This is a genomic window from Chelativorans sp. (assembly GCF_031180965.1).
Lineage (GTDB): Bacteria > Pseudomonadota > Alphaproteobacteria > Rhizobiales > Rhizobiaceae > Chelativorans.
Map to the genome: position 1 here is coordinate 28,598 of NZ_JAPSLH010000029.1, position 24,685 is coordinate 53,282.

Genomic DNA, 24,685 nt, shown 5'->3' on the forward strand with positions numbered 1-24,685 from the left:
ACTCAAGCGCCCGGCGACACCCGTGCAACCCAGCTGTCAGTTGTCTGGTCGTATAGACAACCGACCGGCGCTACTGCGATGCACAGCGATGCACGGCTGCCAGGTGCGACATTGTCGAATTGTCTAGACAACTGCGCATCGTCGGGTTCTGCAGTCCCTACTGCCCTACTGCCCTACTGCCCTACTGCCCTACTGCCCTACTGCCCTACTGCCCTACTGCCCTAAATTCCTCGCGGCGATAGCCTTGCAGATACAGAAGCGCTGTAAGGTCGCCGTGGTCGATGCGAATGCGTGCCTCGGCCGCCACGGCAGGTTTGGCGTGGATCGCCACGCCCGCGCCGGCCAGATGCAGCATGTCGAGGTCATTGGCGCCGTCTCCCACGGCCATCACCTCGCTCGCATCGAGCTTCAGCCGTGCCGCAATCTCGGTGAGCGCATCGGCCTTCGCCTTGCGCCCGAGGATCGGCTCGGCCACTTCGCCGACAAGCTTCCCTTCGTTTTCGATCAGGCGGTTCGCCCGGTGCTCGCGAAAGCCCAGCATGGCGGCCACGCGGCCCGTGAACAGGTCGAACCCGCCCGAAACAAGCGCCGTATAGGCGCCGGCAGCGTTCATGGTGGCCACGAGCTCGCGCGCGCCAGGGGCGAGCGTGATGCGGCTTTTGATCACGTGCTCGATCACCTCCAGGTCCAGGCCCTTCAGCAGCGCGACGCGTTCGCGCAGCGCCGGTTCGAAGGCGATCTCGCCATTCATCGCCCGGGCGGTGATGGCTGCCACATGCTCCTTAATGCCGATCTCGTCGGCCAGCTCGTCTATGCATTCCTGCTCGATCATGGTGGAATCCATGTCGGCGATGAGCATCTTCTTGCGGCGTCCCTCGGCAGGCTGGACCACGATATCGAGCGGAAGGCCGGCAAGAGTCTGCCGCAGCGCCTTCTCGGCTTCCTCCCGCGAAAGTCCATCGACCAGCATGACATCGCAGGCGATCTGAGGCGCGAGCCAGCGGATGCCGCTTGCGCCGACCGCCCGGGCCGCCATATTCGCCACCGGGGGCGTCAGCCCGGCAGCCCGCGGATCGGAGATGAGCGTTGCAACGAGTGTCATGGGAATGTCCGCCGGAGCCGGGAAAGCATTGAAGGGCGCGACCCTGATAGCGGGCCCCACTGCCAGCGGCAAGTCGGCGCTGGCCCTGCGCCTTGCGCGCGAAACCGGCGCCGTGATCGTCAATGCGGATTCCATGCAGGTCTATTCGGTGCTGTCGCTGCTTACCGCCAGGCCGGCGGCGGAGGATCTGGCCGCCGCTCCGCACAGGCTCTATGGGCACGTGCATCCGAGCCAGGCCTACTCCACGGGAAGGTGGCTCCGCGACGTAGAAAGGCTCATCGAGGCGGAGCGGCTCGATGAGAAGCCGGTTGTTTTCGTCGGTGGCACCGGCCTTTATTTCCGGGCGTTGACGGAAGGGCTTTCCCCCATGCCCGAGATTCCCGACGCGGTCCGCGACGAATGGCGGCGGCGGCTCGCGGATGAGGGCCCGGAGAAGCTCCACGGGCTGCTGGCAGAAGGCGATCCCGCGTCGGCCGCGCGCATCCGCCCTTCGGACGGGCAGCGCATCGTGCGGGCGCTGGAAGTGGTCGACGCTTCGGGCAAGCCGCTCAGCGCCTGGCAATCGGAGCGGCAGCGCGCTCTGGTCGACAGCGCCACCGCGCAAAGGATCGTGCTGGAGCCGGGGCGGCCGCTGCTCGCGCGCCGCATCGAGGAGCGCTTCCAGCGCATGCTGGAGGCCGGCGCGCTCGACGAGGTGAGGACGCTTCTCCGCCTCAATCTCCCGCCTTCCATGCCGGCCATGAAAGCTATCGGCGTGCGCGAACTTTCCGCCGTCGTTGCTGGCGAATTGAGCCTCGAAGAGGCCGCCGAGCGCGCCAAGGCCGCCACGCGGCAGTATGCCAAGCGGCAGATGACCTGGTTCCGGCACCAGTTCGGGCCGGAATGGCAGCGGGTTCCGGCCTAGCCCGCCAGCCGCGCCGACCGGTCGTTCACCATCTGCGCCTGCCCGAATTGCGCATCCGCTCCACGATGGGTGCGAGGTCCACATCATCAATTGCGACCTGCGTCGTCTCCGCCTCGCTTCCGCCGAGCGTCCGGTCCTTGAGGCCGGGGAGGAGGTGGTCCGGCAGCTGCTCGAATTTCATGCGCATGGTCGTCGCCACCCCGTCGCCGAAGGCAATCGCCTCCCGCTGACCCATGGCGGAGAGGAAGCTCAGCATGGATGCGGAGGAATCGGCGATGGCCGAGCGGATGATTGCCTGGTCCTGCTCGTTGGCAAGCCGCATCGCAAAAACCGTAGAGCATTGCGACAGCACCGTCGGGTCGAGATCGCCGGGGCGTTGCGTGACGACGCCCAGATAGCAGCCATATTTGCGGCCCTCCTTGGCGATACGCGCCAATGCGTGCCGCGTCGGCGCAAAACCCAGCCGCGGATCGGCGGGCATGTAGCGATGCGCTTCCTCACAGAGGACGAGCAGATTCAGCTTGCCCTCGCTCCAAAGGGTGAGATCGAAGGCCAGCCGCGCGAGCACCGAGCAGACCGAGTTCACCACCTCGGAAGGCAGTCCCGCCATCTCGAAGCACGTCACCGGCTTCCCTTCGCTGGGAATGCGGAAGACGCGGCCGATCGTCTCGTGAATGGAATCCTCGATCAGATGCGATGAGAACATGAAGCGGTAACGCGGATCGGCAACAGCGGCTTCTATGCGCGCGCGAAGCTGCCGGCAATGCGCGCGGTCGTTCTTCGCATCGAGTTGCCCCATGCGGTCGTCGATCCCGCGGATCACATCCGCCATGCGATAGGGCACAGGGGTGTCGGCCGTGACAGAGCCCGCATCCAGCCCGCGCCTCAAAAGGCCGTTGCCCGGGCTGCGGTAGATGTGCTTGGCGGAGGTGATGAGCTCGCGGAGGATTTCGACTTCCTCGTGGACCGGCTCGCGTCCGCGATAGAGGACCTCGAGGAGTTCCTCCAGCCGGAAGAGCCAGAAGGGGAGCTCGAGCGAATCGGTGTTGATGCGCACCGCATATTCGGGAAGCGAGGACGCAAACTCGTTATGCGGGTCGAGGATCAGCACGCGCAGATCCGGACGTGAGCCGAGCGCCTTGCGAAGGAGCAGGGAGACAGCCGTCGACTTGCCGACGCCGGTGGTGCCGACCACGGCGAAATGGCGGTTGAGCACGTCATCCACCGCCATGCATGCCTCAATCGATCCGTCCTGCGACAGATGTCCGATCCCGACGGACCGGCGCCCTCCAAGATCGTAGATGGCGCGAAGGTCATGCGCGCGGATGCGGTGGGCGATCGCGCCGATATGCGGGTATTCGGTTATGCCCCGGTCGAATACGGGAAGGGAGCCCTGATCGCGCACCTCGCCGATCAGTTCGACGAAGATCATGAGCGGATTGCTGCCCTCGCCATCCCAGCGGCGCTGCGGGCGCTCGATCGAATAGACGAGGCCGACCGTGCGCGTGCTGCCCAGATTGATGGAGATGAGCTTGCCCACCGTCCAGGCGCTGGCGAGCGCCGTCTCCTCGCTGTCGATGGTCGCGGAAATCACCGCGCGGGCGCCGTCGCACTGGACCACATGGCCCAGCATGCGCCGCGGCGGCTGGCCTTCAGCACGGCGCTCCTGCGATGTCGCTTCACCCGGACGGCCGGTCCCTCCGAAATACATGCTTCACCCCTTTTGCCCCGAAGAGATCTAGCGGCGGCGGGTTAAGGCCGCATGAGGGGGACTGGTTGAGGGGCGGTTAACGCGATGGGCAGGCAGGTCACTGGCCACATTGGATGGCGCGGCGCCCCGCCGGCTGGCAGCATCGGTGCTTGACGTGTTCTGTAGGAGTCGTACCAATCGCCTGGTCTGGATCCGGAATCGCTCGCCCATGAAAATGCTGGATTGAATACTCTGCGTGCTCCTCGCCCTTGCCGGCCTCGGACATCTGGCCGGAACCATCACCTTCTACCAACCCGGAACCGAGATCTTCGTCTGGTCGCTGGCCGCGGCCGCCCTGGTTTTCCTGCTCGTCTTCCTCCACGCTGTGCGCATCCTGCGGCCGGGTGACCGGCTCATCGCCGGCGGCGCGGCCGTCGGGACACTGGTCTGGATCGGGCTTGCCGTTGCTTTCGGGGCGTCCGGCGTCGGCGTGACGGACTTCCGCGTTCTGTTCCACGTCATCGTGTCGGCGGCGCTCGTGGTCACCTCCATCGTGGGATGGCGCGTGGTCCGCAGGCCGGTTGCTGTGTGAGACTTTGCCGTTGACACCGGCAGCGGTTGCGCCTTATTGTCCGCGCCCATGATGACCAGGATCATTCTCGTAGTAGGACGGCACATGGGCAGGGCGGCGTAGCCGCCGGGCGATAGCCACTCATGTGCGAAAGACAGGCTCCCTCGGGGGCCTTTTTTATTGGCCGAAAAATCGATCAGCACGGGACAAGAGCGATGGAACAGCGGGCGCCGGAAGCGGGCAGGCAGGAAATGACGGGCGCGGAAATGGTGGTGCAGGCGCTGAAGGACAACGGCGTGAAGCATATTTTCGGCTATCCGGGCGGCGCGGTACTTCCCATCTATGACGAGCTGTTCCAGCAGGAGGAGGTGCAGCACATCCTCGTGCGCCACGAGCAGGGCGCCGGCCATGCCGCGGAAGGCTATGCGCGCTCCACCGGCAAGGCAGGCGTGATGCTCGTCACCTCGGGCCCCGGCGCGACCAATGCCGTCACGCCGCTGCAGGACGCGCTCATGGATTCCATTCCGCTCGTCTGCATCACCGGCCAGGTACCGACCACGCTCATCGGTTCCGACGCCTTCCAGGAATGCGACACGGTCGGCATCACCCGGCCCTGCACGAAGCACAACTGGCTGGTGCGCGACGTCAACGATCTGGCGGCGGTCCTGCACGAGGCGTTCCATGTCGCCCAGACGGGACGGCCAGGGCCTGTGGTTGTCGACATCCCGAAGGATGTGCAGTTCGCGCGCGGCATCTATACGCCGCCGCAGACGGCGCCGCGCACCAGCTACAATCCGCCGCTTTCCGGCGACCAGGAGAAGATCCGCGCCGCCATCGGCCTCATGGCAGGCGCGCGGCGCCCCATCTTCTATACGGGCGGCGGCGTGGTTAATTCGGGCCCTGAGGCGAGCCACCTGCTGCGTGAACTCGTCGAGCTCACCGGGTTTCCGGTCACCTCCACGCTCATGGGGCTCGGCGCCTATCCGGCTTCGGGCAAGAACTGGCTGGGCATGCTGGGCATGCACGGCACCTATGAAGCCAATATGGCCATGCATGACTGCGACGTGATGGTCTGCATCGGTGCGCGCTTCGACGACCGCATCACCGGCAGACTCGACGCCTTCTCGCCCAATTCGCGCAAGATCCACATCGATGTGGATCCGTCCTCGATCAACAAGAACGTGCCCGTCGACATTCCGATCATCGGCGACGCGGGACGCGTGCTGGAAGACATGGTTCGGCTGTGGCGGGCCAGCGCCAGGACCGACAAGGCGGCGCTGAAACCCTGGTGGGAGCAGATCGACAAGTGGCGCGCGCGCCAGTCGCTCGCCTACAAGCCGAGCAGCGATGTCATCATGCCGCAATATGCCGTCCAGCGGCTCTACGAGCTCACCAAGGGGCGCGACGTCTACATCACGACGGAAGTGGGGCAGCACCAGATGTGGGCGGCGCAGCATTTCGGTTTCGAGCAGCCCAACCGCTGGATGACTTCGGGCGGCCTTGGCACGATGGGCTACGGCCTGCCGGCGGCGCTCGGCGTGCAGATCGCCCACCCGGAAGCGCTGGTCATCGACATCGCCGGCGACGCGTCGGTGCTGATGACCATGCAGGAGATGAGCTCGGCGGTGCAGCACCGGGCGCCGATCAAGATCTTCATCCTCAACAACCAGTATATGGGCATGGTGCGCCAATGGCAGCAGCTGCTGCACGGCAACCGGCTCTCGCACTCCTATACGGAGGCGCTGCCCGATTTCGTGAAGCTGGCGGAGGCCTATGGCTGCCACGGCATACGCTGCGAGAAGCCCGGCGATCTCGACGATGCAATCCGCCAGATGATCGAGGTGAAGGAGCCGGTCATCTTCGACTGCCGCGTGGCCAACCTCGCCAACTGCTTCCCCATGATTCCCTCGGGCAAGGCGCATAACGAGATGCTGCTGCCCGACGAGGCGACGGACGAGGCGGTGGCGAACGCCATCGACGCGAAGGGCAGGGCGCTCGTCTAGGAGTGGGAGCCGACCGCGACTAAGTCACACCTTCAGAAAGAGATTGGTTCATGAACGCCCAGCTTCAGCCGGCCGGGTCGGCCTATTTCATCACCAAGGAGACGGAGAAGGCGGAAGCCCGCACGCTTGCCGTGCTCGTCGACAACGAGCCCGGCGTGCTCGCCCGGGTCATCGGCCTGTTCTCCGGCCGCGGCTATAATATCGACAGTCTCACGGTCTCCGAAACGGAGCACGAAAAGCACCTTTCGCGCATAACCATCGTGACGCGGGGTACGCCGCATGTGTTGGAGCAGATCAAGCACCAGCTGGAGCGGATCGTACCGGTGCATCGGGTGGTAGACCTATCCGTCACCGCCCAGGAGCGCGGCCAGGAGCGGCCGCTGGAGCGGGAACTCGCCATGGTCAAGGTTCGCGGGACGGGCGAGGATCGCGTGGAGGCGCTGCGGCTGGCGGATGCCTTCCGGGCCCAGGTGATCGACGCCAACACCGAGCATTTCATCTTTGAGATCACCGGCCGCGTCTCAAAGATCGAGCAGTTCATCGCCATCATGAAGCCGCTCGGCCTCGTGGAGGTATGCCGTACCGGCGTCGCCGCGATGAACCGCGGACCGGAGGGGATGTAAGGATCGCCTTGGAACTCTCTTGAGGGGCGCCGGGTCATCTTTGCCAACCTCGCCGGAGATCGGCTGAGCCAGCCACCGGAGCATGCTGGCCCTTTCACGGGGAGAAGTGGGTCAATAACGTTGACCTAGATTGCAAACTTCTTGGAGCCGCGTGTGTCATTCGACGTCTTCCTTGCGCTCCTAGTCTTTTCTTTTGTGTCCTCGGTGACGCCGGGGCCAAACAATTTCATGCTCTTGGCTTCGGGCGTGAATTTCGGATTTCTCCGCACGATCCCGCATATGCTGGGGATCGCTGCGGGATTCTGCTCCCTCCTGCTGGCGGTAGGCTTCGGGCTCGGAGCGCTGCTTACCGCCTATCCGCAGCTTCACCTGCTGCTGAAGGCCGCGGGCGGCGCATACCTGCTCTATCTTGCCTGGAAAATCGCCACGTCACGGGCTCTCGCGCAAAAGGGCGAGGGCGGAGCGAGCCCGATGAGCTTCACGCAGGCTGCCCTGTTCCAGTGGGTCAATCCGAAGGCCTGGGTGATGGCGGTCACAGCCATGGCCGTCTATGCCAATCCGGACGCGCCCTTCATTTCCGTTCTGCTCATCGCCTTTGCTTTCACCGTGGTCAATTTCCCGAGTGTGTCCGTCTGGGCCGGCTTCGGCGTCGCGCTGCGCGGCTTTCTCGCCGACCCGGCGCGGCTCAAATGGTTCAACATCGCCATGGGCCTTGCCCTCGCGGCGACGCTCTGGCCGATGCTGGGATAGGTTTCGCCTCCGACAATCACCGCGGCGCGGCGTTCCGGCTCTGTTCAGGCCGGCCAGAATCTGGTTTCTGGAGGCATGGAATTTTCGCCGCAACAGGACGAGGCGCTGAAGGCGGTCGCACGCTGGCTGAAGAGCGGAAGCTCGCAGCTTTTCCGCCTTTTCGGCTATGCCGGAACGGGCAAGACCACGCTTGCCCGCCATTTCGCCGAGCATGTCGATGGGGACGTGCAATTTGCCGCCTTCACCGGAAAGGCCGCACAGGTGCTGCGCTCGAAAGGCGCCACCAACGCCCGTACCATCCATTCCCTGATCTATCGCCCGCGCGGCGAGGAGCAGGTGGAGGACGAGGCGACGGGAAAAAAGCTCATCTCCCCCACCTTCGCAGTGAACCGGCAGAGCCCGGTCGCCAAGGCAAAGCTCGTCGTGATCGACGAATGCTCGATGGTGGACGAGGAACTCGGCCGGGACCTCATGTCCTTCGGCACGCCCATCCTCGTCCTCGGCGATCCGGGGCAGCTGCCGCCTATTTCCGGCGGCGGCTACTTCACCGAGCACGAGCCCGACTTCCTGCTCACCGAGATCCATCGCCAGGCGCGCGACAATCCGATCATCCGGCTGGCACTCGATGTACGTGAGGGCCGCGAGTTCATGTATGGCGATTATGGCATGGCGCAGGTGATCCCGAAGACGGAGGTCAACAGCGAGATGGTGCTCGCGGCTGACCAGGTCCTGGTCGGCGTGAACCGCACGCGGCGCCGCTACAATCAGCGCCTGCGCGAACTCAAGGGGTTCGAGGCGCTCTATCCGCAGGCCGGCGACAAGCTGGTCTGCCTGCGCAATGAGCCGGCCAAAGGCCTGCTCAACGGCTCGCTCTGGAAGGTGATGACCTCCTCCCGCGAGACGGTGAAGCCCGGCATCAATCTCCTCGTCTCGCCCGAGGAGGACGACCCCGATCGCGGCGTCGCCAAGATCAAGCTGTTGAAGGCGGCCTTCGAGGATCCGGATACCGAGATCCCCTGGCAGACGAAAAAGCGCTATGATGATTTCGATTTCGGCTACGCGCTCACGGTCCACAAGGCGCAGGGCTCGCAATGGAACAATATGGTCCTGTTCGACGAGAGCTTTGCCTTCCGCGACACGCGCCAGCGCTGGCTCTACACCGCCATCACGCGCGCGGCGGAGCGGCTGACCGTGGTACGATAGCCTGTCGACCGCCCGAATTCAGGCGGGGCCGGGCAGCGGCCGCGCTCCGATCCAGTCCCAGGCCCTCTCCACCTCTTCGAGATCGAAATGCTTCAACTCGATGGAGGAGAAGGGCTTGGCAAGCCCAATCATGGCCTGAATCCATGTGGGGCCGCCCACGACCGCGTATTTGCGGACATGCTTCAGCGCCCTTGCCTTCTCCGAGAGGGTCTCGTTGCTCAAGGCGGCGCTCCAGTCGATGCCCTCGTAGTCGTGGATTATGACGATCACGTCGATCTGATCGTGCAGCTGATAGGCGCCCCGCAGCAGCCCATACATGTTCTCCATGTCGGCCGCTTCGAGATGACCGGTGACCTCGAAGGCAAAGGCGTCGGCCCGATCAGTGTCTATCCGGCGGACGCTGGGCGGAGTCTGGTTGATGAGCATCTTGCCTGCCTGTACTGCCTGTCATCGCGACAACACCGACTGGCCCTGTCGGTTCCCGCACCACGCGTATAGGCTGGTCAAAGACGAACCGCCGACGGATCTTTGACCATGCCGGCCAAGCTTTCAGTGAACCTCAATGCTGTCGCCCTGCTGCGCAACCGGCGCGACCTGCCATGGCCGAGCGTCACCGGGCTGGGGCGCATTGCCCTTGCGGCGGGCGCGCACGGGCTTACCGTTCACCCGCGTCCCGATCAGCGGCATATCCGCTTCGCCGACCTGCCGGCGCTGCGGGCCCTCATCGACGACGAGTTTCCCGGATGCGAGTTCAACATGGAGGGCTACCCGTCGGAGGAGTTCCTGCAGCTCGTCGAGAAAAACCAGCCGGAGCAGGTGACGCTCGTCCCCGACAATCCTGCGCAGGCCACCTCCGACCATGGCTGGGATCTTGAGAACGACCTCGATTTCCTCAAACCCATGGTGGGGCGGCTCAAGCGCGGCGGTTTTCGTGTGTCCCTATTCTGCGAGCCCGACGCGGACGAGGCGGCGCTTGCGGTGGCAAAAGCCACTGGCGCCGACCGTATCGAGCTCTACACCGGTCCTTACGGCGCTTGCTACGATGATTCCGAAAAGGCCGCCAAGGAGCTGGAAAAGCTTGGAAAAACAGCCGAGAGGGCGGCGGTGCTCGGCCTCGCAGTAAATGCGGGGCACGACCTCACCGTCGCCAACCTTCCTGCGTTGGCAAGACGCATTCCCATGCTGGCTGAGGTCTCCATCGGCCACGCGCTGACCGCCGATGCGCTGGAGTTCGGGATGGCGGAGGCGGTTCGGCGGTTTCTCAGGGCCTGCCGAGGATAAGGCCCGCACCTTCTTGGAGTGGAGCGCCTTCTTCCCGTCCGCATCGCGCGGTTCTACGCGATTGATCTTGCGTGTTCTGCTCCTGGTGGCCTGAACCGGAAGGTCATTGACCGATACCGGTTGAAATGCCCCTCCGCTTGTGACAGAACCGTACCGTACGGTACGCACACGAGGATGAACTTGGCCGGAGAGCGGCAGCAGGAATTTACGCCGAGGCAGCACGCCGTTCTGGAGCGCGCGTTGGAGCTGCTCGTCGCCGGCGGCGAGAAGGCCTTGACGACGGCCGGCGTCGCCCGCGCGGCGAACTGCTCCAAGGAGAGCCTCTACAAGTGGTTTGGCGACCGTGACGGCCTGCTTGCCGCCATGATCGCGCACCAGGCGAGCAAGGTGCGGGCCTTTTCCGACGACGGGGCGCCGATGGACCACGACCGGTTCCGCGCCCATCTCACTGGCTTCGCGCAGGATCTTCTCGAGGTGCTTGCAAGCGACGTTTCGCTCGCCCTCAACCGCCTCGCCATCGGACAGGCGAGCCGCGAGGAAAGCCGCCTCGGCCAGCTTCTCGTCGAACAAGGGCGTCGGCGCATCGATCAGAGCGCCGGAGCCCTTCTGGATGCCGGACGGCGGCGGGGCCTTGTTGCTTTCGAGGACGGTGACGAAGCCTATCGCACGCTCTACGGGCTTGTCGTGCGCGACCTGCATGTGCGCATGCTTCTGGGCGAAGAGGGCGCGCGCCAGCGGGAAACATTCGCTGCCCGCGCGGAACAGGCGGTGGAAAAATTCTTCGCGCTCTATGGAGTGTGGGAAATGAAAGGGCGGGCCCTCGCGTAAGGGCCGTGTAGAAAAGGAAGGAAACGAGAATGCGTGTCTACTATGATCGCGATGCCGATCTGGGCCTGATCAAGTCGAAGAAGGTCGCCATCATCGGTTATGGCAGCCAGGGCCGCGCGCATGCGCTGAACCTCAAGGACTCGGGCGCCAAGGACGTGGCCGTCGCATTGCGGCCCGGCTCGGCCACGGCCCAAAAGGCCGAAGCCGACGGCTTCAAGGTGATGAGCGTGGCGGAAGCGGCCGGCTGGGCCGACCTGATGATGATGGCGACGCCGGACGAATTGCAGGCCGGCATCTACAAGCAGGAGATCGCGCCCAATATCCGCGACGGGGCGGCGATCGCCTTCGCACACGGGCTGAACGTCCATTTCGGCCTCATCGAGCCGAAGAAGACCGTCGACGTTCTGATGATCGCGCCGAAAGGCCCGGGCCACACCGTGCGCAGCGAATACCAGAAGGGCGGCGGCGTGCCCTGCCTGGTAGCCGTTCATCACGACGCCTCGGGAAATGCGCTCGACTTGGCGCTTTCCTATGCCTGCGGTGTCGGTGGCGGGCGCTCCGGGATCATCGAGACCACGTTCCGCGAGGAATGCGAGACCGACCTGTTCGGCGAGCAGGTGGTGCTCTGCGGCGGACTGGTCGAACTCATCCGCGCCGGCTTCGAGACGCTGGTGGAAGCCGGCTACGCTCCGGAAATGGCCTATTTCGAGTGCCTGCACGAGGTGAAGCTGATTGTCGACCTCATCTACGAGGGCGGCATCGCCAACATGAACTATTCCATCTCTAACACGGCGGAATGGGGCGAATATGTTTCCGGCCCGCGCATCATAACCGCCGAGACCAAGGCCGAGATGAAGCGTATCCTGAAGGACATCCAGACGGGACGGTTCACCGCCGAATGGATGCAGGAATGGCATTCGGGCGCCGCCCGCTTCAAGGCGACGCGCCGCCTCAACGATTCGCATCAGATCGAGGAGGTCGGCGAGAAGCTGCGCGCCATGATGCCATGGATCGCGAAAAACAAGCTGGTGGACAAGGCGCGCAACTAAACCGCTTTCGGCTCCCGCGTTCGCGAGGATCGCCAGGGGCAAGCCGCCGACAACGCAAAAGGGGCGCCGAACGGCACCCCTTTTCTTTTGCCCTTACATGTAGGGCGAAATGCAAGCCCTGCGCGGGCCGTTATAGGGCTGGAACGAATTGTCGTAGGGCCGGTAGGAGCGGTAGCGGGCATAGCACCAGTTCACATGGGCCTGTGAGAGCCCATAGGCCGGACGCGGAACCACGTAGCGGGGGCGATAGTAGTAGGGCGGCCGCACATGGTAGGACGGGCCGTAACGGAAGCTGCCCGTGCCGAACTCGAAGAAGAAGCCAGCCCGCGGCCCGCGATGCCGCCAATAGCGGTGCCGATCCCAATCGCGATGGCGGTGCCAGCGATGGTGGCCGTCCCAGTGGCGGCGGCGGTGCGATACTTCGACGAGATCGCTCGCGGCCGCCTGCTCGGCCGCAACGGGATTGGCGGCGGCATTTGCGGTGGAGAAGGCGGAAGCCTGTGCGGGCGGCGAGACGAAGGTCAGGCCAAGTGCCACAAGGCCGGAATAGGCGAGGGTGGTCAGTGCTCGTTTCATGGGTGGAACTCCAATTCCAGCAAGCGAAGCCGGAGCTCGACGCTCTGATGCCACAACTATGCTTGCTGTTCCATGAATGCCGCATGAACGCATTGGTTGCTCCGTAACGGCACAAGCCTTACCTGATATGCTTGTGTTTCCTCCCGCCTCGCGGCAAAAGGACGCCATGTCGGTCCGGATCGCCACCTTCAACGTCGAAAACCTCATGAACCGGTTCGACTTTTCCGGCTTCCGCAACCAATTGCATCAGGATCGCACCCTGGCGCTCTTCGAGATCGCCGGCGAGGCGGAATATCAGGAACTCGAACGGGCGCGCACAATCGCCCATACGGACGACATGCGGCAGCTCACGGCGCTGTCGATCGCCGCCACCCGCGCCGACATTCTCTGCCTGCAGGAGGTGGACAACCAGGCGGCGCTCGACGCGTTCGAATACGGCTATCTCTTCAAGATGATCGGTGCCGGGTATCGGGAGAAATATTCCTCGGCGGGTAACGATGTCCGCGGCATCGACGTGGCCGTGATGATGCGGCGGGAAACAGCGGATGGCGAGCCGATCGAATTCCGGCGCATGACCACCCATGCGCACCGGACGTTTCAGGATTTTGGTCTGATGACCGCGGAGCTTGCAGCGCAGGGAGTAGGCCCCAACGAGCGCATCTTCCGGCGCGACTGCCTGGAGGTCGATCTGCTGGTGGGCGGCAAGCCTCTCACACTCTACATCGTGCACTTCAAAGCCATGGGCCCGCCGCGCGACGGCCACGACGGCCGGCTCGCCTCCATGCCCATCCGCATGGCCGAAGCCTCCGCCGTGCGCCGCATTATCCTCGACCGGTTCGGACCGGAAGGGGCGCCGCGGAAGAACTGGATCATCGCCGGCGACCTCAACGACTACCGCGAGCGGGTTCTCATCAGCGGCGATGCCCATGCGGGCTACCGTTTCGAGGCCACGCGCGAGGCCCAATCGAGCGTGAACCTTCTGACGGAGGGCGGCTTCAGCGAGAATGTGGCGGAACGCCGGCCGGAACTCGACCGCTGGACGCTCTATCACACGCGAGGACCGCAGGAGCGCCATCTTTGCCAGCTCGACTATCTCCTGCTTTCCCCGGCGCTGGCAGGCAGGAACCCCGATGCCGTGCCGGACATCGTGCGCGGCGGGCAGCCCTGGCGGACCATCTTTCCGCCCGGCCAGGAGGTCGAGCGCTTTCCCCGGACGGGATGGGACCGGCCCAAGGCTTCCGATCATTGCCCGGTGGCGATCTCGCTCGAGCTTTCGTGAGGGGAAGCTGGTCGCAATGCAACAGATGATTTGGCAGTGACGAACGAGTACGAGACCAGGGAGAGATCGAAGGTGAGCGGACGGCGATATCTAGTCTATGACGTCTTCACCCATGAGCGGCTCGCGGGCAATCCGCTCGCCGTCGTGCTCGACGCGGAGGGCCTTGACGACGCGCGCATGCAAGAGATCGCCGGCGAGTTCAACCTCTCCGAAACCGTCTTCGTCTTCCCACCGGAACAGGCCGTGCATACGGCACGCATCCGCATCTTCACGCCACGACACGAGCTTCCCTTCGCTGGCCACCCGACGGTCGGTACGGCGATCGCCCTCGCGGAGCAGGTGGGGGAGATCGGCTCCGGCGCCCGCACGTCCATCATCGTCCTGGAGGAGAATGTCGGAACTGTCCGTTGCGCGGTGTCGACCGGCGACGGTCCGTCTTTCGCGGAATTCGACCTGCCGCGCCTGCCCGAGCGCATCCCCTTGCCCGCATCGCGAGAGGTTGTGGCGGCTGCCCTCGGCCTCGCGCATCATGAGATCGGCTTCGAGAACCACCTGGTCAGCGCCTGGTCGGCGGGGGTGCCCTATACCTGCGTTCCCGTCGCCAATCTCAAGGCGGCCGCGAAGGCCCGGCTCGATCCCGGCCTCTGGGAGGAGATCGCTTCCGGCAGCGGCGCGCCGATCGGCAATCCCTATATCTACTGTCGCGAGACGGTGAATCACGATTGCGCTTTCCACACGCGCATGTTCGCGCCGGGCGCCGGGATCGCCGAGGACCCCGCCACCGGCTCGGCGGCGGCCGCCTTTGCCGGCGCCATCCTCACCTATGACGAGCCGGTCAATGGCGAACATCGCTACTGGCTCGAGCAGGGGATCGAAATGGGCCGGCCCTCGCGCATCCGGCTGGAGATCGAGGTGGCGGGCGGCGCCATCGATGCCGCGCGCATCGGCGGTTCCGCCGTGAAGATGGCTGAGGGAAAGCTCTTCCTTTGAAAAAGGAAGCACGCCACGTTATCTAAAGCTTCGGATCGAGCTGCGGCAACGCAGCATTCGATCCTGACGTCCTGGGAACGGGGTTGCGCGCCTGCTTCAAACAGGCTAATGAGCCCCGCATTCCCTGGGCGGTTGCCGGTGGATCGGCTGTGCATGGCGGCGCAGACGGACCGCGGAGGTCGCCCACCCGGTCGGGTGATTAGCTCAGTTGGTAGAGCAGCTGACTCTTAATCAGCGGGTCGTAGGTTCGATCCCTACATCACCCACCAATTTCTCTAGGCAGTTGTGAGACGCTGAACAGAGCGATCGCCCGGCGACTCTTGCTGCGTTCGCTGCCGTTTTGCTGCGCTCGCTGCGCGAGCCGCCTGGGCACGGAGGAGCTTGAAGGGCCGGAGCCTCGTTCAGTCGCCGCCGTGCTTGACCGGATCGGGGCGTGTCAGACCGCTCAGGACCGTGCGCGGACCCTCGCGGGGAAAGGCGCCGCTGTCGTCCTCCGCCACCCGGTAAAGCCTCTGGTCCCGGAAAGCACTGGCGAAACTCGTCGACACGCCTTCGGCTGGCTTTGCAGGCGTGTCGAGGAAGTCGACTTCCGCTTCGGCGGCGACGATTCTGGCGTCAGCCGCCGAACGAGCGCGCACCACCACCTCACCGGCTGGCTTGGCCAGGTCCCAGTTGCGATCGTCTTCCCCCGCGTCGGGTATGAGTCGATAAATCCTGAGTTCCTCGTGAGCCATATGGCGCCTCCTGTCCTCTATCCGGAGGAACACAGGGCGGGCAGGGCGGTTCCGAAGCGCTGGGGATGAATTTTTCCATTCCGTGGAGATTTTTTTCCGCCCGGTGGAACTTTCGGGTGTGCCGGGCATTTGGCTATCGACGACACGCACTCCCCCCGCCCCCCAACCCCACAATTGCGTGTCGTTTGCCGGCGTTAAGCGCCGGCATTTTTTTTGCCCGTTTTCCAGGCGGGGGCGTAATACTCCGCAGAAAGCGGCTCAGTAATCCCGCTCGTAGAAGATGCCGAGATCGGATTCGCCGCCCGTGCCGACGGAACCCCGCACCCGCAGATTATCGGTCACGTCCAGATTGATGGTGCCGCGCGTCGTGCCGCCCGCGCCCGCCTCCACGCCAAGATAGACGTTTTCCTGGATGTAGCGACCGGCGCGCACTGCGGCGTTGCCTTCCTCGTCAGTCACGATATCGAGCTCGTCCAGGCCCGTGGCTTCCCGTATCCCGCCCAGGAGCGACATGTTGGAACCGCCGGCCAGCTCGGCCGCGGCAGCCGCCAGCTGGGCGAGCTGGAAAGGCGAGAGCTGGTCCACGCCGCGATCGAAAATGAGCCGGGAAAGAACCTCATCCTGGGGGAGCTCAGGATCCGACGAGAAGGTGATCGCCGGGTCCGACACCCGTCCCCGCACCGTTATGAACACAGTGATATCGCGGCCGGGAGAGCGGGCGATGAAGTCAAGGAACGGGTCAAGGTCGCCGACAAGCGTCACCGTGCCCTCCTCGAAGGTGATGCGGCGACCGAGAATGGCAAGCCGGCCGCGCACCAGCCGGAAGCCGCCCACCGGCTCGACGGCGCTTACCGGTCCGGTCAGGCGAACGGAACCGCCGAGCTCCGCGTCGAGGCCGCGGCCGCGCACGAAGATACGGGCCGGAGCGTTGATGTTCACGTCAAGCCGCATGACGCTCGGCCGCTGGCTTGGCATGGGCGTGCCGTCATTCGCGCGGGCGCGCGCCAGCGTTTGAACCACTGCGCGCGGCGGGTCGACATGCCGCACGTCGAGCTGCGCCGCCGACCCCCCGAAATTCTCCGGCACCAGGATCTCAGCACGGCTGACTTCGAGGTTGCCCGAAAGGAGGGGATCGCGGGTGAGGGGGCCGGAAAGACGCAGGGCGCCGCTCAAGGTGGCGGTCAGGAGCTCCCCATCCGCATAGCGCGCTTCGTCGAGGCGCAGCGCCAAATCCGCCGGAAATCCCGCGGCAGCGCTTGTGGAGATCGTGCCGGAGGCGGAGAGCGAGCCGCCGGCCGCCAGGCTGGCCGCGCCCGAGCGGATGGTCACAGTGTCCCCGGAAATCCCGCCATTGATAGCGATGCCGGTCAGCCGCAGGTTCGATGCGGGATCGACGGCGGTGGCACCGGCCGTCGAGAATGTCCCGGATATGGCCGGGCTGGCGAGGCTCCCGCCTATGGTGAGATCCGCAGTCGCCGTGCCGGAAAATTGTGTGCCGCGTTCGGCGAGGAAGCGGTTTGCCAGCGACAGAGGCGCGCTGCCGCGCACCTGGACGGCCAATCCGCTTCCCGCCAGCGGCACCCGGCCGCTCGCCGCGATGGACAGACCGGAGGGGCCGGTTGCGTTGAGCGAGCGGAGGGTGAGGCTGCGGCCCGCATAGTCCCCGGATGCGCTGACGCTGAGCGGCGCAATGCCGAAGGAGGCGAGGGGACGCGCGGTAAGGCCTGCCACCTGCGCGGTGAAGGTCGCATTCGGGTTGGCAAGGCTGCCAGTCACGCGCGCCGAGCCCGTCAGCGTGCCGCCGAGGTCCTGGCCGGGTATGCGCGCGTTGAGCAGCGACAGCGGGAAAGAGCGCAGGCCGACGTCGAGCGCCATCCGGCCCTGGCCGAGGGGGACATCGCCCGAAACGGTCGCATTGAGGCCGTTCGGGCTGGTCATGCTGGCATTGAGGCCGAGCATCTGGCCGCGGGTGGTCCCGCTCGCCTCGACGCCAAGCGAAGGGATACCCGCCTGGCGAAGTGCCGCCGCCGCGATCCCGCGCCCGGTCACCCGGAAGGAGGCCTGCGGCGCCTCGCGGGTGCCGGAGATAGTCGCCTGGCCATCCAGAGTGCCGGCGAGCGCCAGGTCGGGGCGGATGGCGTTGACGATGGAAAGCGGCACGCGCTCCAGCCCAAGCGCCACGTTCAGCGCCTGGCCGATCTCGCCTTGCGCTGTCACGCGCCCGCCGGCGACGTCAAGCTGCACGGGCTCGAAGCGGACCGTCTCGCCGCGCACGGTGAGGCTTGCCGGGCGAAGGAGGCGCGCGGAGACGCCGGCCTGATCGAGCGCGGCTTCCTGGAGCGTCACGACATAGCCGCCATCCTGCGGCGCCAGCCCGCCGCGCGCGGAGACATTGGTGCCGTTTGCAAGCCTGGCTCCGGCGGAAAACTCGGTCGCACTCCCGTTCGTCTGCGCGTTGGCGCTGAGTGTCGCCACATCGATCCCTGCCGCCCCGAGATTGGCGGCCTCAAGGGTCCCCTGGACGGCGGGCACGCCGAAAAGATCGGAGACGGTCGCCTGGACTTCGCCGGTGCCCAACGAGAGCTGCTCGGTGGCGAGGTTTCGCATCGTGGCGTTTACGGCGGCATGCTGCCCGCCCTCGCGCGGCTCCAGCGCGAGCTCGGCATTGATCGCACCCTCGGCTTGCACGAGGAACAGTGCGGCGGCAGTCGAGATGTCGGAAGCATCAAGGGCGACCTCGCCGGCAAGTAATCCCTGCCCGTCCTGGGCGATGTCTCCCGTCAATCGAGCGCCTTGCGTCGTGAACTCGATGCCCCTCAGCCTCCTCTCGTCCTCCGCCAGGGTGAGGTCGGTGGCAAGGCTCGCACGCGTTCCGTCGAGGAATCCTTCGCCGGTCACCCGCCCGGCGAGCACCTCATCCTGCAGCGTGCCTTCAAAGCCGATGCGGGCTTGCGTGAGCTGTTTTTCCAGGACGCGCCCGCGCGGCACCTCGGCAACGAAGGAAAGGCTGAGATCACCGGCAGTGCCTGAGGCGCGGCCGCTCGCCGTCAGCCGGCCCTGGGCGCGGTCTGTTATGAGCCCCAGGTCATCAAGCACCGTGTCGAAGCGGAAATCGGCCGCTTCGCTGGAGAAAGTGCCATCGGCGGTGAATTCCATCTGCTCGCTGGCGATACGGAAATTGTCAGCTGAAAAGCCTTCTTCGCCGCGCGCAAGGCGACCGGAAAGCCGCGTTGCGCCGGCAAGCAGCGGGTCAAGGGCGGCCATGCCTATCCGAAGCTCCTCGGCCGTGCCGTCCAGCGTCAGGTCGAAGGCGCCGCTGATGGGCCGGACCTCACCATTGGCCTGCAGGTCCACGCTGCCGCCCAGATCCCGGTTCGCAAGGGCTGAGAAAGGCGCGATGCTGGCGGCCCTCAGGCCGAGATCCCCGCGGAAAGCATAGTCGAGGACAGTGCCCGAAAGCGTGGCGGCAAGGTGGCTGCCGGCAAGTTCCGCCCGGTTCAGGGAGAGCGGCTCGCCGGCGCGCCATGCGCCGTCCGCGCTGAACCGGATCGTCTCGCCCAGTGCTTCCGCGATCTCGGCGCGCGCAGCGGTGATGCCGGACAGCGCGCCCTCGCCGCTGAAGGTGATTCGGCGCTGGTCCGGCACTGCGAGATCCGCAGCTATGCCATCGAAGGCGAGCGTCATGGCATCGGCGGCGACGGTACCGGTCTGCAGGTTGCGCACATCTAGCGAGGCGGTCCAGTTGTCGCCGCCCGCCTCGCCAAACCGGGCGGTAAGCCCGGCCGTTCGCACCGAGGTTTCGCCGCCCCCGGGAAGCAGGACCTGCTGTCCCGTGGGATCCGCTATATTGGCGTCGAGCGAAAGCGAATTCAAAAAGCCGTCGGCCGCCGTCTCGGCGCTTGCCTGAAGCCTCAGCGCGGCGCTCGTCAGGTCCAAGGTTTCGAGCCGCAGCCCGCCGCCGGTCTTTGCCACGCCGGCGGCCTGGAGGGTGGTCTCGGCGCCGAAGAAGGGGCGGTACCGCGCGGGGATCAGCCGGGCGATCGGGCCACCGACATTGGCGGTGAAGCCCAGGCCTTCCGGCTGCTGGCGGAACCGGGCGGTGCCTGAAAGCGCCGGTTCGCCGGCCGCCGCCAATGTCAGCGCGAGGTCGAGATTTTCCACCGGGCCGGAGCCAGCCAGCGTCAAGGCCAAAGGGGGGCGGCCTTCGATGTTGAGCAGATTGGCCACGACGCCGTCCTGCGGCTCTGTGAGGGCGAAATCGAGATCGAGCCGGTCCGCGGCGTTGTCGTAGACTGCCTCGAGCGATAGTTCGCCGCCCGGTCCGTCCAGTCGGACGATCTGCAGGGCGGTATCGAGCGAGCCGCCCTCCAGCCGCAGTCGGCCCTCGACGGAAAGATTCGCCTGCAGGCCGAACACGTCCTCGCCGAAGGAAACGGAGGGAACCTCGAGCCGCCCCAGATTCATCGCGAGAGGCAATTCCGGCACGGCAAAGGACCGGGCTTCCGGTGAGGGCAGGGCACCTTCCGGCGGCAACGGCCGGCGGAGCACCTCGATGGAGTCAGCCGCCAGGCGCGAGATTTCCAGCCGCCTTTGCAGGAGCAGCGTCGAGCGACTCCAGTCGATGGTTGCACCCGTGATGCGCAGCCAGACGCCCGCGCGGTCGGCAACCGTGATCTCGGTGATGGCGGCTTCGGAGGAGAGCACCCCCTGGATGCCGTTGATGCGGATCTGCCGGTTGGGCGTGGAGAGCCGGTTCTCGATGAAGGAAATGAAGACCGAGCGCTCCTCTTCCGGAGTTTCCGGCGTCGGATCCTGGGCAAGGGCCGGGCCGGCCGACAGGAAGAGAAGGAGAGCGAGCAGGAAACGCATTGGGCCGCTCCTAAAAGGCCTGACCTATGCCGACATAGAAGGCGACGGCCGGATCGTCTTCGCGCGGGTCGAGGGGGACCGCCACATCAAGGCGGATCGGCCCGAAGCCGGTGAGATAGCGCAAGCCCGCTCCCACGCCGATGCGCAGGTCCTCGGAAAAATCGGGAACGGCGCTTTCGCCGACATAACCGGCATCGGCAAAGGCAACGAGCCCGATGGACCGAGTCACGCGCACTCGCAGCTCTGCCGAAGCTTCGATGAGAGAGCGTCCTCCAACCGTGCCAAGCGGCGTCTCCACGCCTATGCTGCGATATTCGTAGCCGCGCACGGAGCCCCCGCCGCCGGCCAGGAATAGCCTGTCGGGCGGGGTCTCCTCGATGGGCGGGTCGACCACCGCCCCGAGCCGCACGCGGCCTGCCACGACGAAGCGGTCCTCCTCGTCGAAACTGTAGTAGGCGCGGCCGTCGGCGACCATGCGCACCGCGGCGTTGCCGTAGTTGAATTCGTAGAACGGCTCCACCGTAAGCTCGGTAAAGATGCCTTCGGTGGCATCGGCAGCATTGTCCCGAGAGTCATAGGCGATGCCGCCCAGGAAACCCACGGTCACGAAATCGCGAATGCCGAATACATCATCCTCGAATTCGGCATAGCCGCCGCGAAGCACGAACCTGCCGGTCAGTTCGTCCGTGAAGCCGTGAGTTATGCCGAGCTCGGCGGTCACCCCCGTTCGCGTGTAGATGTCTAGCACCTCGCGATCCCCGAAGAGGGAGGCGACAAGATCGGTCTTGGGCGTGTAGATGCCGGGCTTGGTGAAGGTGACGCCGGTCCTGTAGGTGAAGTCCTCGGGGTCGATTGTGGCGCCGATGCCCGCCACCTTCCCCTCTATGCGCAGCCTTTCGGCGCGCCCGAACAGGTTGCGATGCAGCCAGAAGGCTTCGAGCCCGAGTCCATCGACGGTCGAGAACGAGCCGCCGGCACCGAAGCGGCGAGGCAGCCGCTCCTGCAGGATCACCTGGATAGGCAGGGTTCCGTCCGGCCCGATCGTCTCCGCTTCCTGCACGCGGGCGGAACGGAACACGTCGAGCCGGGTAAGATTGTCACGCGCCTCCCTCAGATCGTCCGGATCATATTCCTTGCCGGGCTGAATGCCGGTCTGGCGGGCGACGAATCCTGGATCCATGCGCTCGGTGCCGGTGACGCTGACGGGGCCGAAGACGGCATAGCGCCCTGGATCGACGACAAGCTCTGCATCGATCGTGTTGCTTGGGTGCTCCGCTGTAACGCGCCGCTCAACGACAGTGGCCTTGGCATGACCTTGTTGCCGCCACGCCTCCTCGGCAAGCTGGCCAGCCCCGATGATGACGCCGCTGCGCGCCGGTTCGCCTATGCGAAAGCCCTCGTCGACGGGATTTTCGACGCGGTCGCGACGGTTTCTGGCGGGCGGCGCCTGGTTGACGATGCCGGCTTCGGCGAAGTGGAAGAGGGGACCGGGATCGATCGACACGCGCACGGCCGCAGGGCTTGCCAGCTCCGCATCCGGTGGAAGATCGGCGGCCTCGCGGCCATCGATGGTAATCGAAATCGTGCCGCCGTAGCGTGCATCGGCATAGAGCGCGTTGAGCAGGCGCCGATAGTCGCCGCGCGCCGTGGCGATTAGCCCGGCCGCGCCCGAAGCCGGTTCGTCGCGGCCGCCCCAGAGGCGGGAGGCACGGCGCAAGGTCCGTTCGATACCGTCTTCCTCGCCCTGCACCACGAAATCGACGGTGTAAGGCTGCGGGGTGCCGATCACCTCGTCTTCGGGCCGGTCCCGCTCAAAAAGGCGGAGCCCAAAAATCTCCAGCGCCAGGGCGGGCGCCGGCGCAACAAGGCTGGCGGCGCAAAGTACAGCCACAACTTTCAGGCGTAGGGGCTTTCGCCAGGAACCGGCACTGCAGTAACTCAAAGTCCCTCCCGGCCACACGAAACGCTGCGCCGCCCAAAGTTTCCCGATGTCCCCGCCCTGCCGCGCCGATGCCGCGACAGCCGAAAGGCTGGCGGTAAACGGCGGACAGGGCAAGCACTACCCTACTATGCATAAACCCCACAAGAACTTCCTAATGCGCCGACCCCCGTCGCGGCCCCTACCGCCCGAGGGAGGGGCGGACTGGTGCAAGCCGGCAACAGCCTATTGGGCTGCCTGACAGCGCGTCAGCGAGACGTTGTTCTGCTGTCCTTCTGTCTGGAAGGCGAGCGAAAGCGTATCTTCGCCCGTGATTTCGACGCCGATGGTGCGTTCGCGGCGAACACTATCCTCCGTGCAGAGTGCCCGAAGCGTGGCACTCTGCTCTTCCGCATCGACGTCGCGGATGCTGCAGGTTGTGCCTTGCCAGCGCAGGAGCGTATCGGTGAGATAAAGGCCGGTATCGCCGCCCTCCGGTTGCATGTCGGCGCAAGCCGCCTTGTCGGCCGCCCAAGTGCCGCGAATCTGCACCAAATCCTCGAATTCCGTGCGGATGTTGTTCGGATTCTCCCGTTGCCCGCCCCTCTGGTCGGGGGTAACGATGGCAGGAGCGCTTCCGCGCGTATTGTTGGGACCCGTGTCCGTCTGGGCGAAAGCGGCCGGCGCGACAAGAAGGCCCGCGACAACCAACGCAGCCGGCATGTTCAAAGGCCTCATTTGCCGCTCCTGTTGCCCTTGCCGAGATCCCGGCGTGCGCGCACCTCCTTGTCCATCTTGGCAAAACTTTCCATCACGTCGTCGGCTTCAAGCCGCGCATTCGCCTGCTCCTGGCGCTCGTTGCGGACGCTCGTCTGGTCGTCGCCCTGCAGGCTGTTCTTGCCCATCCGGTCGTCGGCGAGGTCTGCCTGGCCTATCCGGCGGTTCATTCCGCGTGCATCGTTGGTCTTGTCGTCCGGGGATTTGTCGTCCGGCATATCCGTCTCCTTTGAGGGTTTTCCTGCCGAACTCCCCGCGGCCAGCGGTGTTTCGTTGGCCGACAAATTTCCCGACCGGGAGGAACGAACAAACATTCGGCGACGTTGCGGCTCTGGCGAAAGCCGCACAGCCGACTACTCTCCAGGGCAGGGCGCCTGGCGGAAGGCGAGGGAGGCAGGATTTGATGTCGGAGGCAGCCGGAACGGCGATCAGAACAGGTTCGCGGCCCCGCCGGGCGACAAGCACGGCCACCACCGGTAGCGCCGCTTCGCAAACGCCCGGTCGGCCGGTCTATGTCGTCGATGGCGCGCGCACGCCGTTCCTGCGGGCGAGGGGAAAGCCCGGTCCCTTCACGCCGGTGGACCTTGCCGTCCAGGCGGGGCGGCCGCTCCTGGCGCGGCTGCCGGTGGCCCCGGAGGAATTCGACCTCGTCATCCTGGGCTGCGTGAACGTCATCGCCGACGAGATGAACCCGGCAAGGGTGGCTGCGCTCCGACTCGGCATGGGCGAGGCCATGCGTGCCTTCACCGTGCAGATCAATTGCGGCTCGGGCATGCAGTCGATCGACACCGGCTTTCGGCTGATCGAGGGCGGCCAGGCAGACCTCATCCTCGCCGGCGGGGCAGAGGCGCTCTCGCATGCGCCGCTGGTGCTGTCGAGCAACGCTGCGGGCTGGTTCGCCCGCTTCGCCACCGCGAAGACCGCCTGGGAGCGGGCGGCGGCCATCGGTGCCTTCCGGCCGGAGATGGCCAAGCCCATCATCGGCCTAGAGCGCGGGCTTACCGACCCGGTGACAGATCTCAGCATGGGGCAAACGGCCGAGATCATCGGCCATGCCTTCGGCATCACGCGCGAGGCGGCGGACGCCTATGCGCTGGAAAGCCATCGCCGGCTCGCCCGCGCCCAGGCCGAGGGGTTCCTGAAGGGCGAGGTGATCGCCTCGGTGGCGCGCGACGGCACGCTCTACGATCACGATGACGGGGTGCGGCCCGATTCCTCGATGGAGAAGCTGGAAAAGCTCAAGCCGGTCTTCGAGCGGCCGCATGGGCGCGTGACGCCCGGCAATTCCTCGCAGATCACCGATGGCGCGAGCTGGGTCGTGATCGCCTCGGAGGAGGCGGTCGAGAAGCATGGCCTCAAGCCGATGGCCCGCCTTGTGGACAGCGAATGGGCCGCGCTCGATCCGTCGGTCATGGGGCTCGGCCCCACCATCTGCTCGACGGAACTGATTAAGCGCCGCGGGCTCGCCCGAGAAGACATCGAGCTCTGGGAGATCAATGAAGCCTTCGCGGCGCAGATCCTCGCCTGCCTCGCGGCCT

General features: G+C 65.6%; 21 protein-coding genes and 1 tRNA gene. 13 read left to right on the forward strand and 9 right to left on the reverse strand.

What is annotated here, in order from left to right; all coding sequences use genetic code 11:
* Nucleotides 1–205: 205 nt before the first annotated feature.
* Nucleotides 206–1,102 carry a phosphoserine phosphatase SerB gene (gene serB, locus RIN79_RS17910; RefSeq protein ID WP_309086047.1) on the reverse strand — a complete coding sequence of 299 codons (897 nt, stop codon included), beginning with the start codon at nucleotides 1,100–1,102 and terminating at the stop codon, nucleotides 206–208.
* On the opposite strand from serB, the gene miaA reads away from it, so the two are divergent.
* Nucleotides 1,080–2,006 carry a tRNA (adenosine(37)-N6)-dimethylallyltransferase MiaA gene (gene miaA / locus RIN79_RS17915; RefSeq protein ID WP_309086048.1) on the forward strand — a complete coding sequence of 309 codons (927 nt, stop codon included), beginning with the start codon at nucleotides 1,080–1,082 and terminating at the stop codon, nucleotides 2,004–2,006. The genes serB and miaA overlap by 23 nt on opposite strands.
* A gap of 25 nt (nucleotides 2,007–2,031) precedes the next feature.
* Here miaA and RIN79_RS17920 read toward each other — a convergent pair whose 3' ends face one another.
* On the reverse strand, nucleotides 2,032–3,717 hold the full coding sequence (locus tag RIN79_RS17920; protein WP_309086049.1) for a helicase HerA domain-containing protein: 1,686 nt from the start codon (nucleotides 3,715–3,717) through the stop codon (nucleotides 2,032–2,034).
* 235 nt (nucleotides 3,718–3,952) lie between these two features.
* On the opposite strand from RIN79_RS17920, the gene RIN79_RS17925 reads away from it, so the two are divergent.
* The 5 genes from RIN79_RS17925 to RIN79_RS17945 all read left to right on the forward strand — a co-directional run bounded on the left by RIN79_RS17925 (nucleotide 3,953) and on the right by RIN79_RS17945 (nucleotide 8,846).
* Nucleotides 3,953–4,288, forward strand: coding sequence for a hypothetical protein (locus RIN79_RS17925; protein ID WP_309086050.1), 336 nt, complete (start codon nucleotides 3,953–3,955; stop codon nucleotides 4,286–4,288).
* A 194-nt stretch (nucleotides 4,289–4,482) separates the two neighbouring features.
* A complete protein-coding gene (locus tag RIN79_RS17930; protein WP_309086051.1) occupies nucleotides 4,483–6,270 on the forward strand; it encodes an acetolactate synthase 3 large subunit in 1,788 nt (595 codons plus the stop codon).
* A gap of 50 nt (nucleotides 6,271–6,320) precedes the next feature.
* A complete protein-coding gene (gene ilvN / locus RIN79_RS17935; protein ID WP_309086052.1) occupies nucleotides 6,321–6,893 on the forward strand; it encodes an acetolactate synthase small subunit in 573 nt (190 codons plus the stop codon).
* 153 nt (nucleotides 6,894–7,046) lie between these two features.
* Nucleotides 7,047–7,643 (forward strand): LysE family translocator, encoded by a 597-nt coding sequence (locus RIN79_RS17940; RefSeq protein WP_309086053.1) that lies wholly within the window; start codon nucleotides 7,047–7,049, stop codon nucleotides 7,641–7,643.
* Between the two features lie 75 nt (nucleotides 7,644–7,718).
* Entirely contained in the window at nucleotides 7,719–8,846 is a 1,128-nt protein-coding gene (locus RIN79_RS17945; RefSeq protein WP_309086054.1) for an ATP-dependent RecD-like DNA helicase, read from the forward strand.
* A gap of 18 nt (nucleotides 8,847–8,864) precedes the next feature.
* Here the strand turns inward: RIN79_RS17945 and RIN79_RS17950 are convergent, their stop codons facing one another.
* Nucleotides 8,865–9,272 carry an STAS/SEC14 domain-containing protein gene (locus RIN79_RS17950; RefSeq protein ID WP_309086055.1) on the reverse strand — a complete coding sequence of 136 codons (408 nt, stop codon included), beginning with the start codon at nucleotides 9,270–9,272 and terminating at the stop codon, nucleotides 8,865–8,867.
* A gap of 108 nt (nucleotides 9,273–9,380) precedes the next feature.
* Between RIN79_RS17950 and RIN79_RS17955 the strand changes: the two genes are divergently transcribed.
* The 3 genes from RIN79_RS17955 to ilvC all read left to right on the forward strand — a co-directional run bounded on the left by RIN79_RS17955 (nucleotide 9,381) and on the right by ilvC (nucleotide 12,004).
* Entirely contained in the window at nucleotides 9,381–10,127 is a 747-nt protein-coding gene (locus RIN79_RS17955) for a pyridoxine 5'-phosphate synthase (protein ID WP_309086056.1), read from the forward strand.
* Between the two features lie 174 nt (nucleotides 10,128–10,301).
* Entirely contained in the window at nucleotides 10,302–10,955 is a 654-nt protein-coding gene (locus RIN79_RS17960; protein WP_309086057.1) for a TetR/AcrR family transcriptional regulator C-terminal domain-containing protein, read from the forward strand.
* Between the two features lie 29 nt (nucleotides 10,956–10,984).
* Nucleotides 10,985–12,004: a ketol-acid reductoisomerase gene (gene ilvC, locus RIN79_RS17965; protein ID WP_309086058.1), complete on the forward strand. Its 1,020-nt coding sequence runs from the start codon at nucleotides 10,985–10,987 to the stop codon at nucleotides 12,002–12,004.
* 93 nt (nucleotides 12,005–12,097) lie between these two features.
* Here the strand turns inward: ilvC and RIN79_RS17970 are convergent, their stop codons facing one another.
* Complete coding sequence (locus RIN79_RS17970) at nucleotides 12,098–12,580, reverse strand: BA14K family protein (protein WP_309086059.1); 483 nt, start codon at nucleotides 12,578–12,580, stop codon at nucleotides 12,098–12,100.
* Between the two features lie 166 nt (nucleotides 12,581–12,746).
* Here RIN79_RS17970 and RIN79_RS17975 point away from each other — a divergent pair, with 166 nt between their 5' ends.
* The 3 genes from RIN79_RS17975 (at nucleotide 12,747) to RIN79_RS17985 (ending at nucleotide 15,118) form a co-directional block, all read left to right on the forward strand.
* Nucleotides 12,747–13,859, forward strand: a complete 1,113-nt coding sequence (locus RIN79_RS17975; RefSeq protein WP_309086060.1) for an endonuclease/exonuclease/phosphatase family protein — start codon at nucleotides 12,747–12,749, stop codon at nucleotides 13,857–13,859.
* Between the two features lie 72 nt (nucleotides 13,860–13,931).
* Nucleotides 13,932–14,849, forward strand: coding sequence for a PhzF family phenazine biosynthesis protein (locus tag RIN79_RS17980; RefSeq protein WP_309086061.1), 918 nt, complete (start codon nucleotides 13,932–13,934; stop codon nucleotides 14,847–14,849).
* A gap of 193 nt (nucleotides 14,850–15,042) precedes the next feature.
* Nucleotides 15,043–15,118 (forward strand) — tRNA-Lys (locus RIN79_RS17985).
* A 132-nt stretch (nucleotides 15,119–15,250) separates the two neighbouring features.
* Here the strand turns inward: RIN79_RS17985 and RIN79_RS17990 are convergent.
* The 5 genes from RIN79_RS17990 to RIN79_RS18010 form a co-directional block, all read right to left on the reverse strand.
* Nucleotides 15,251–15,583 (reverse strand): hypothetical protein, encoded by a 333-nt coding sequence (locus tag RIN79_RS17990; protein ID WP_309086062.1) that lies wholly within the window; start codon nucleotides 15,581–15,583, stop codon nucleotides 15,251–15,253.
* 258 nt (nucleotides 15,584–15,841) lie between these two features.
* Nucleotides 15,842–20,452 carry a translocation/assembly module TamB domain-containing protein gene (locus tag RIN79_RS17995; RefSeq protein WP_309086063.1) on the reverse strand — a complete coding sequence of 1,537 codons (4,611 nt, stop codon included), beginning with the start codon at nucleotides 20,450–20,452 and terminating at the stop codon, nucleotides 15,842–15,844.
* A gap of 10 nt (nucleotides 20,453–20,462) precedes the next feature.
* Nucleotides 20,463–22,343: an autotransporter assembly complex family protein gene (locus tag RIN79_RS18000; protein WP_309086064.1), complete on the reverse strand. Its 1,881-nt coding sequence runs from the start codon at nucleotides 22,341–22,343 to the stop codon at nucleotides 20,463–20,465.
* Nucleotides 22,344–22,616: 273 nt separating this feature from the next.
* Entirely contained in the window at nucleotides 22,617–23,108 is a 492-nt protein-coding gene (locus RIN79_RS18005) for a hypothetical protein (RefSeq protein WP_309086065.1), read from the reverse strand.
* A complete protein-coding gene (locus tag RIN79_RS18010) occupies nucleotides 23,105–23,365 on the reverse strand; it encodes a hypothetical protein (RefSeq protein ID WP_309086066.1) in 261 nt (86 codons plus the stop codon). Before RIN79_RS18010 ends, RIN79_RS18005 begins: the two co-directional genes overlap by 4 nt.
* Before the next feature lie 185 nt (nucleotides 23,366–23,550).
* Between RIN79_RS18010 and RIN79_RS18015 the strand changes: the two genes are divergently transcribed.
* A partial coding sequence (locus tag RIN79_RS18015) for an acetyl-CoA C-acyltransferase (RefSeq protein WP_309086067.1) occupies nucleotides 23,551–24,685 on the forward strand: 1,135 nt, incomplete at its 3' end.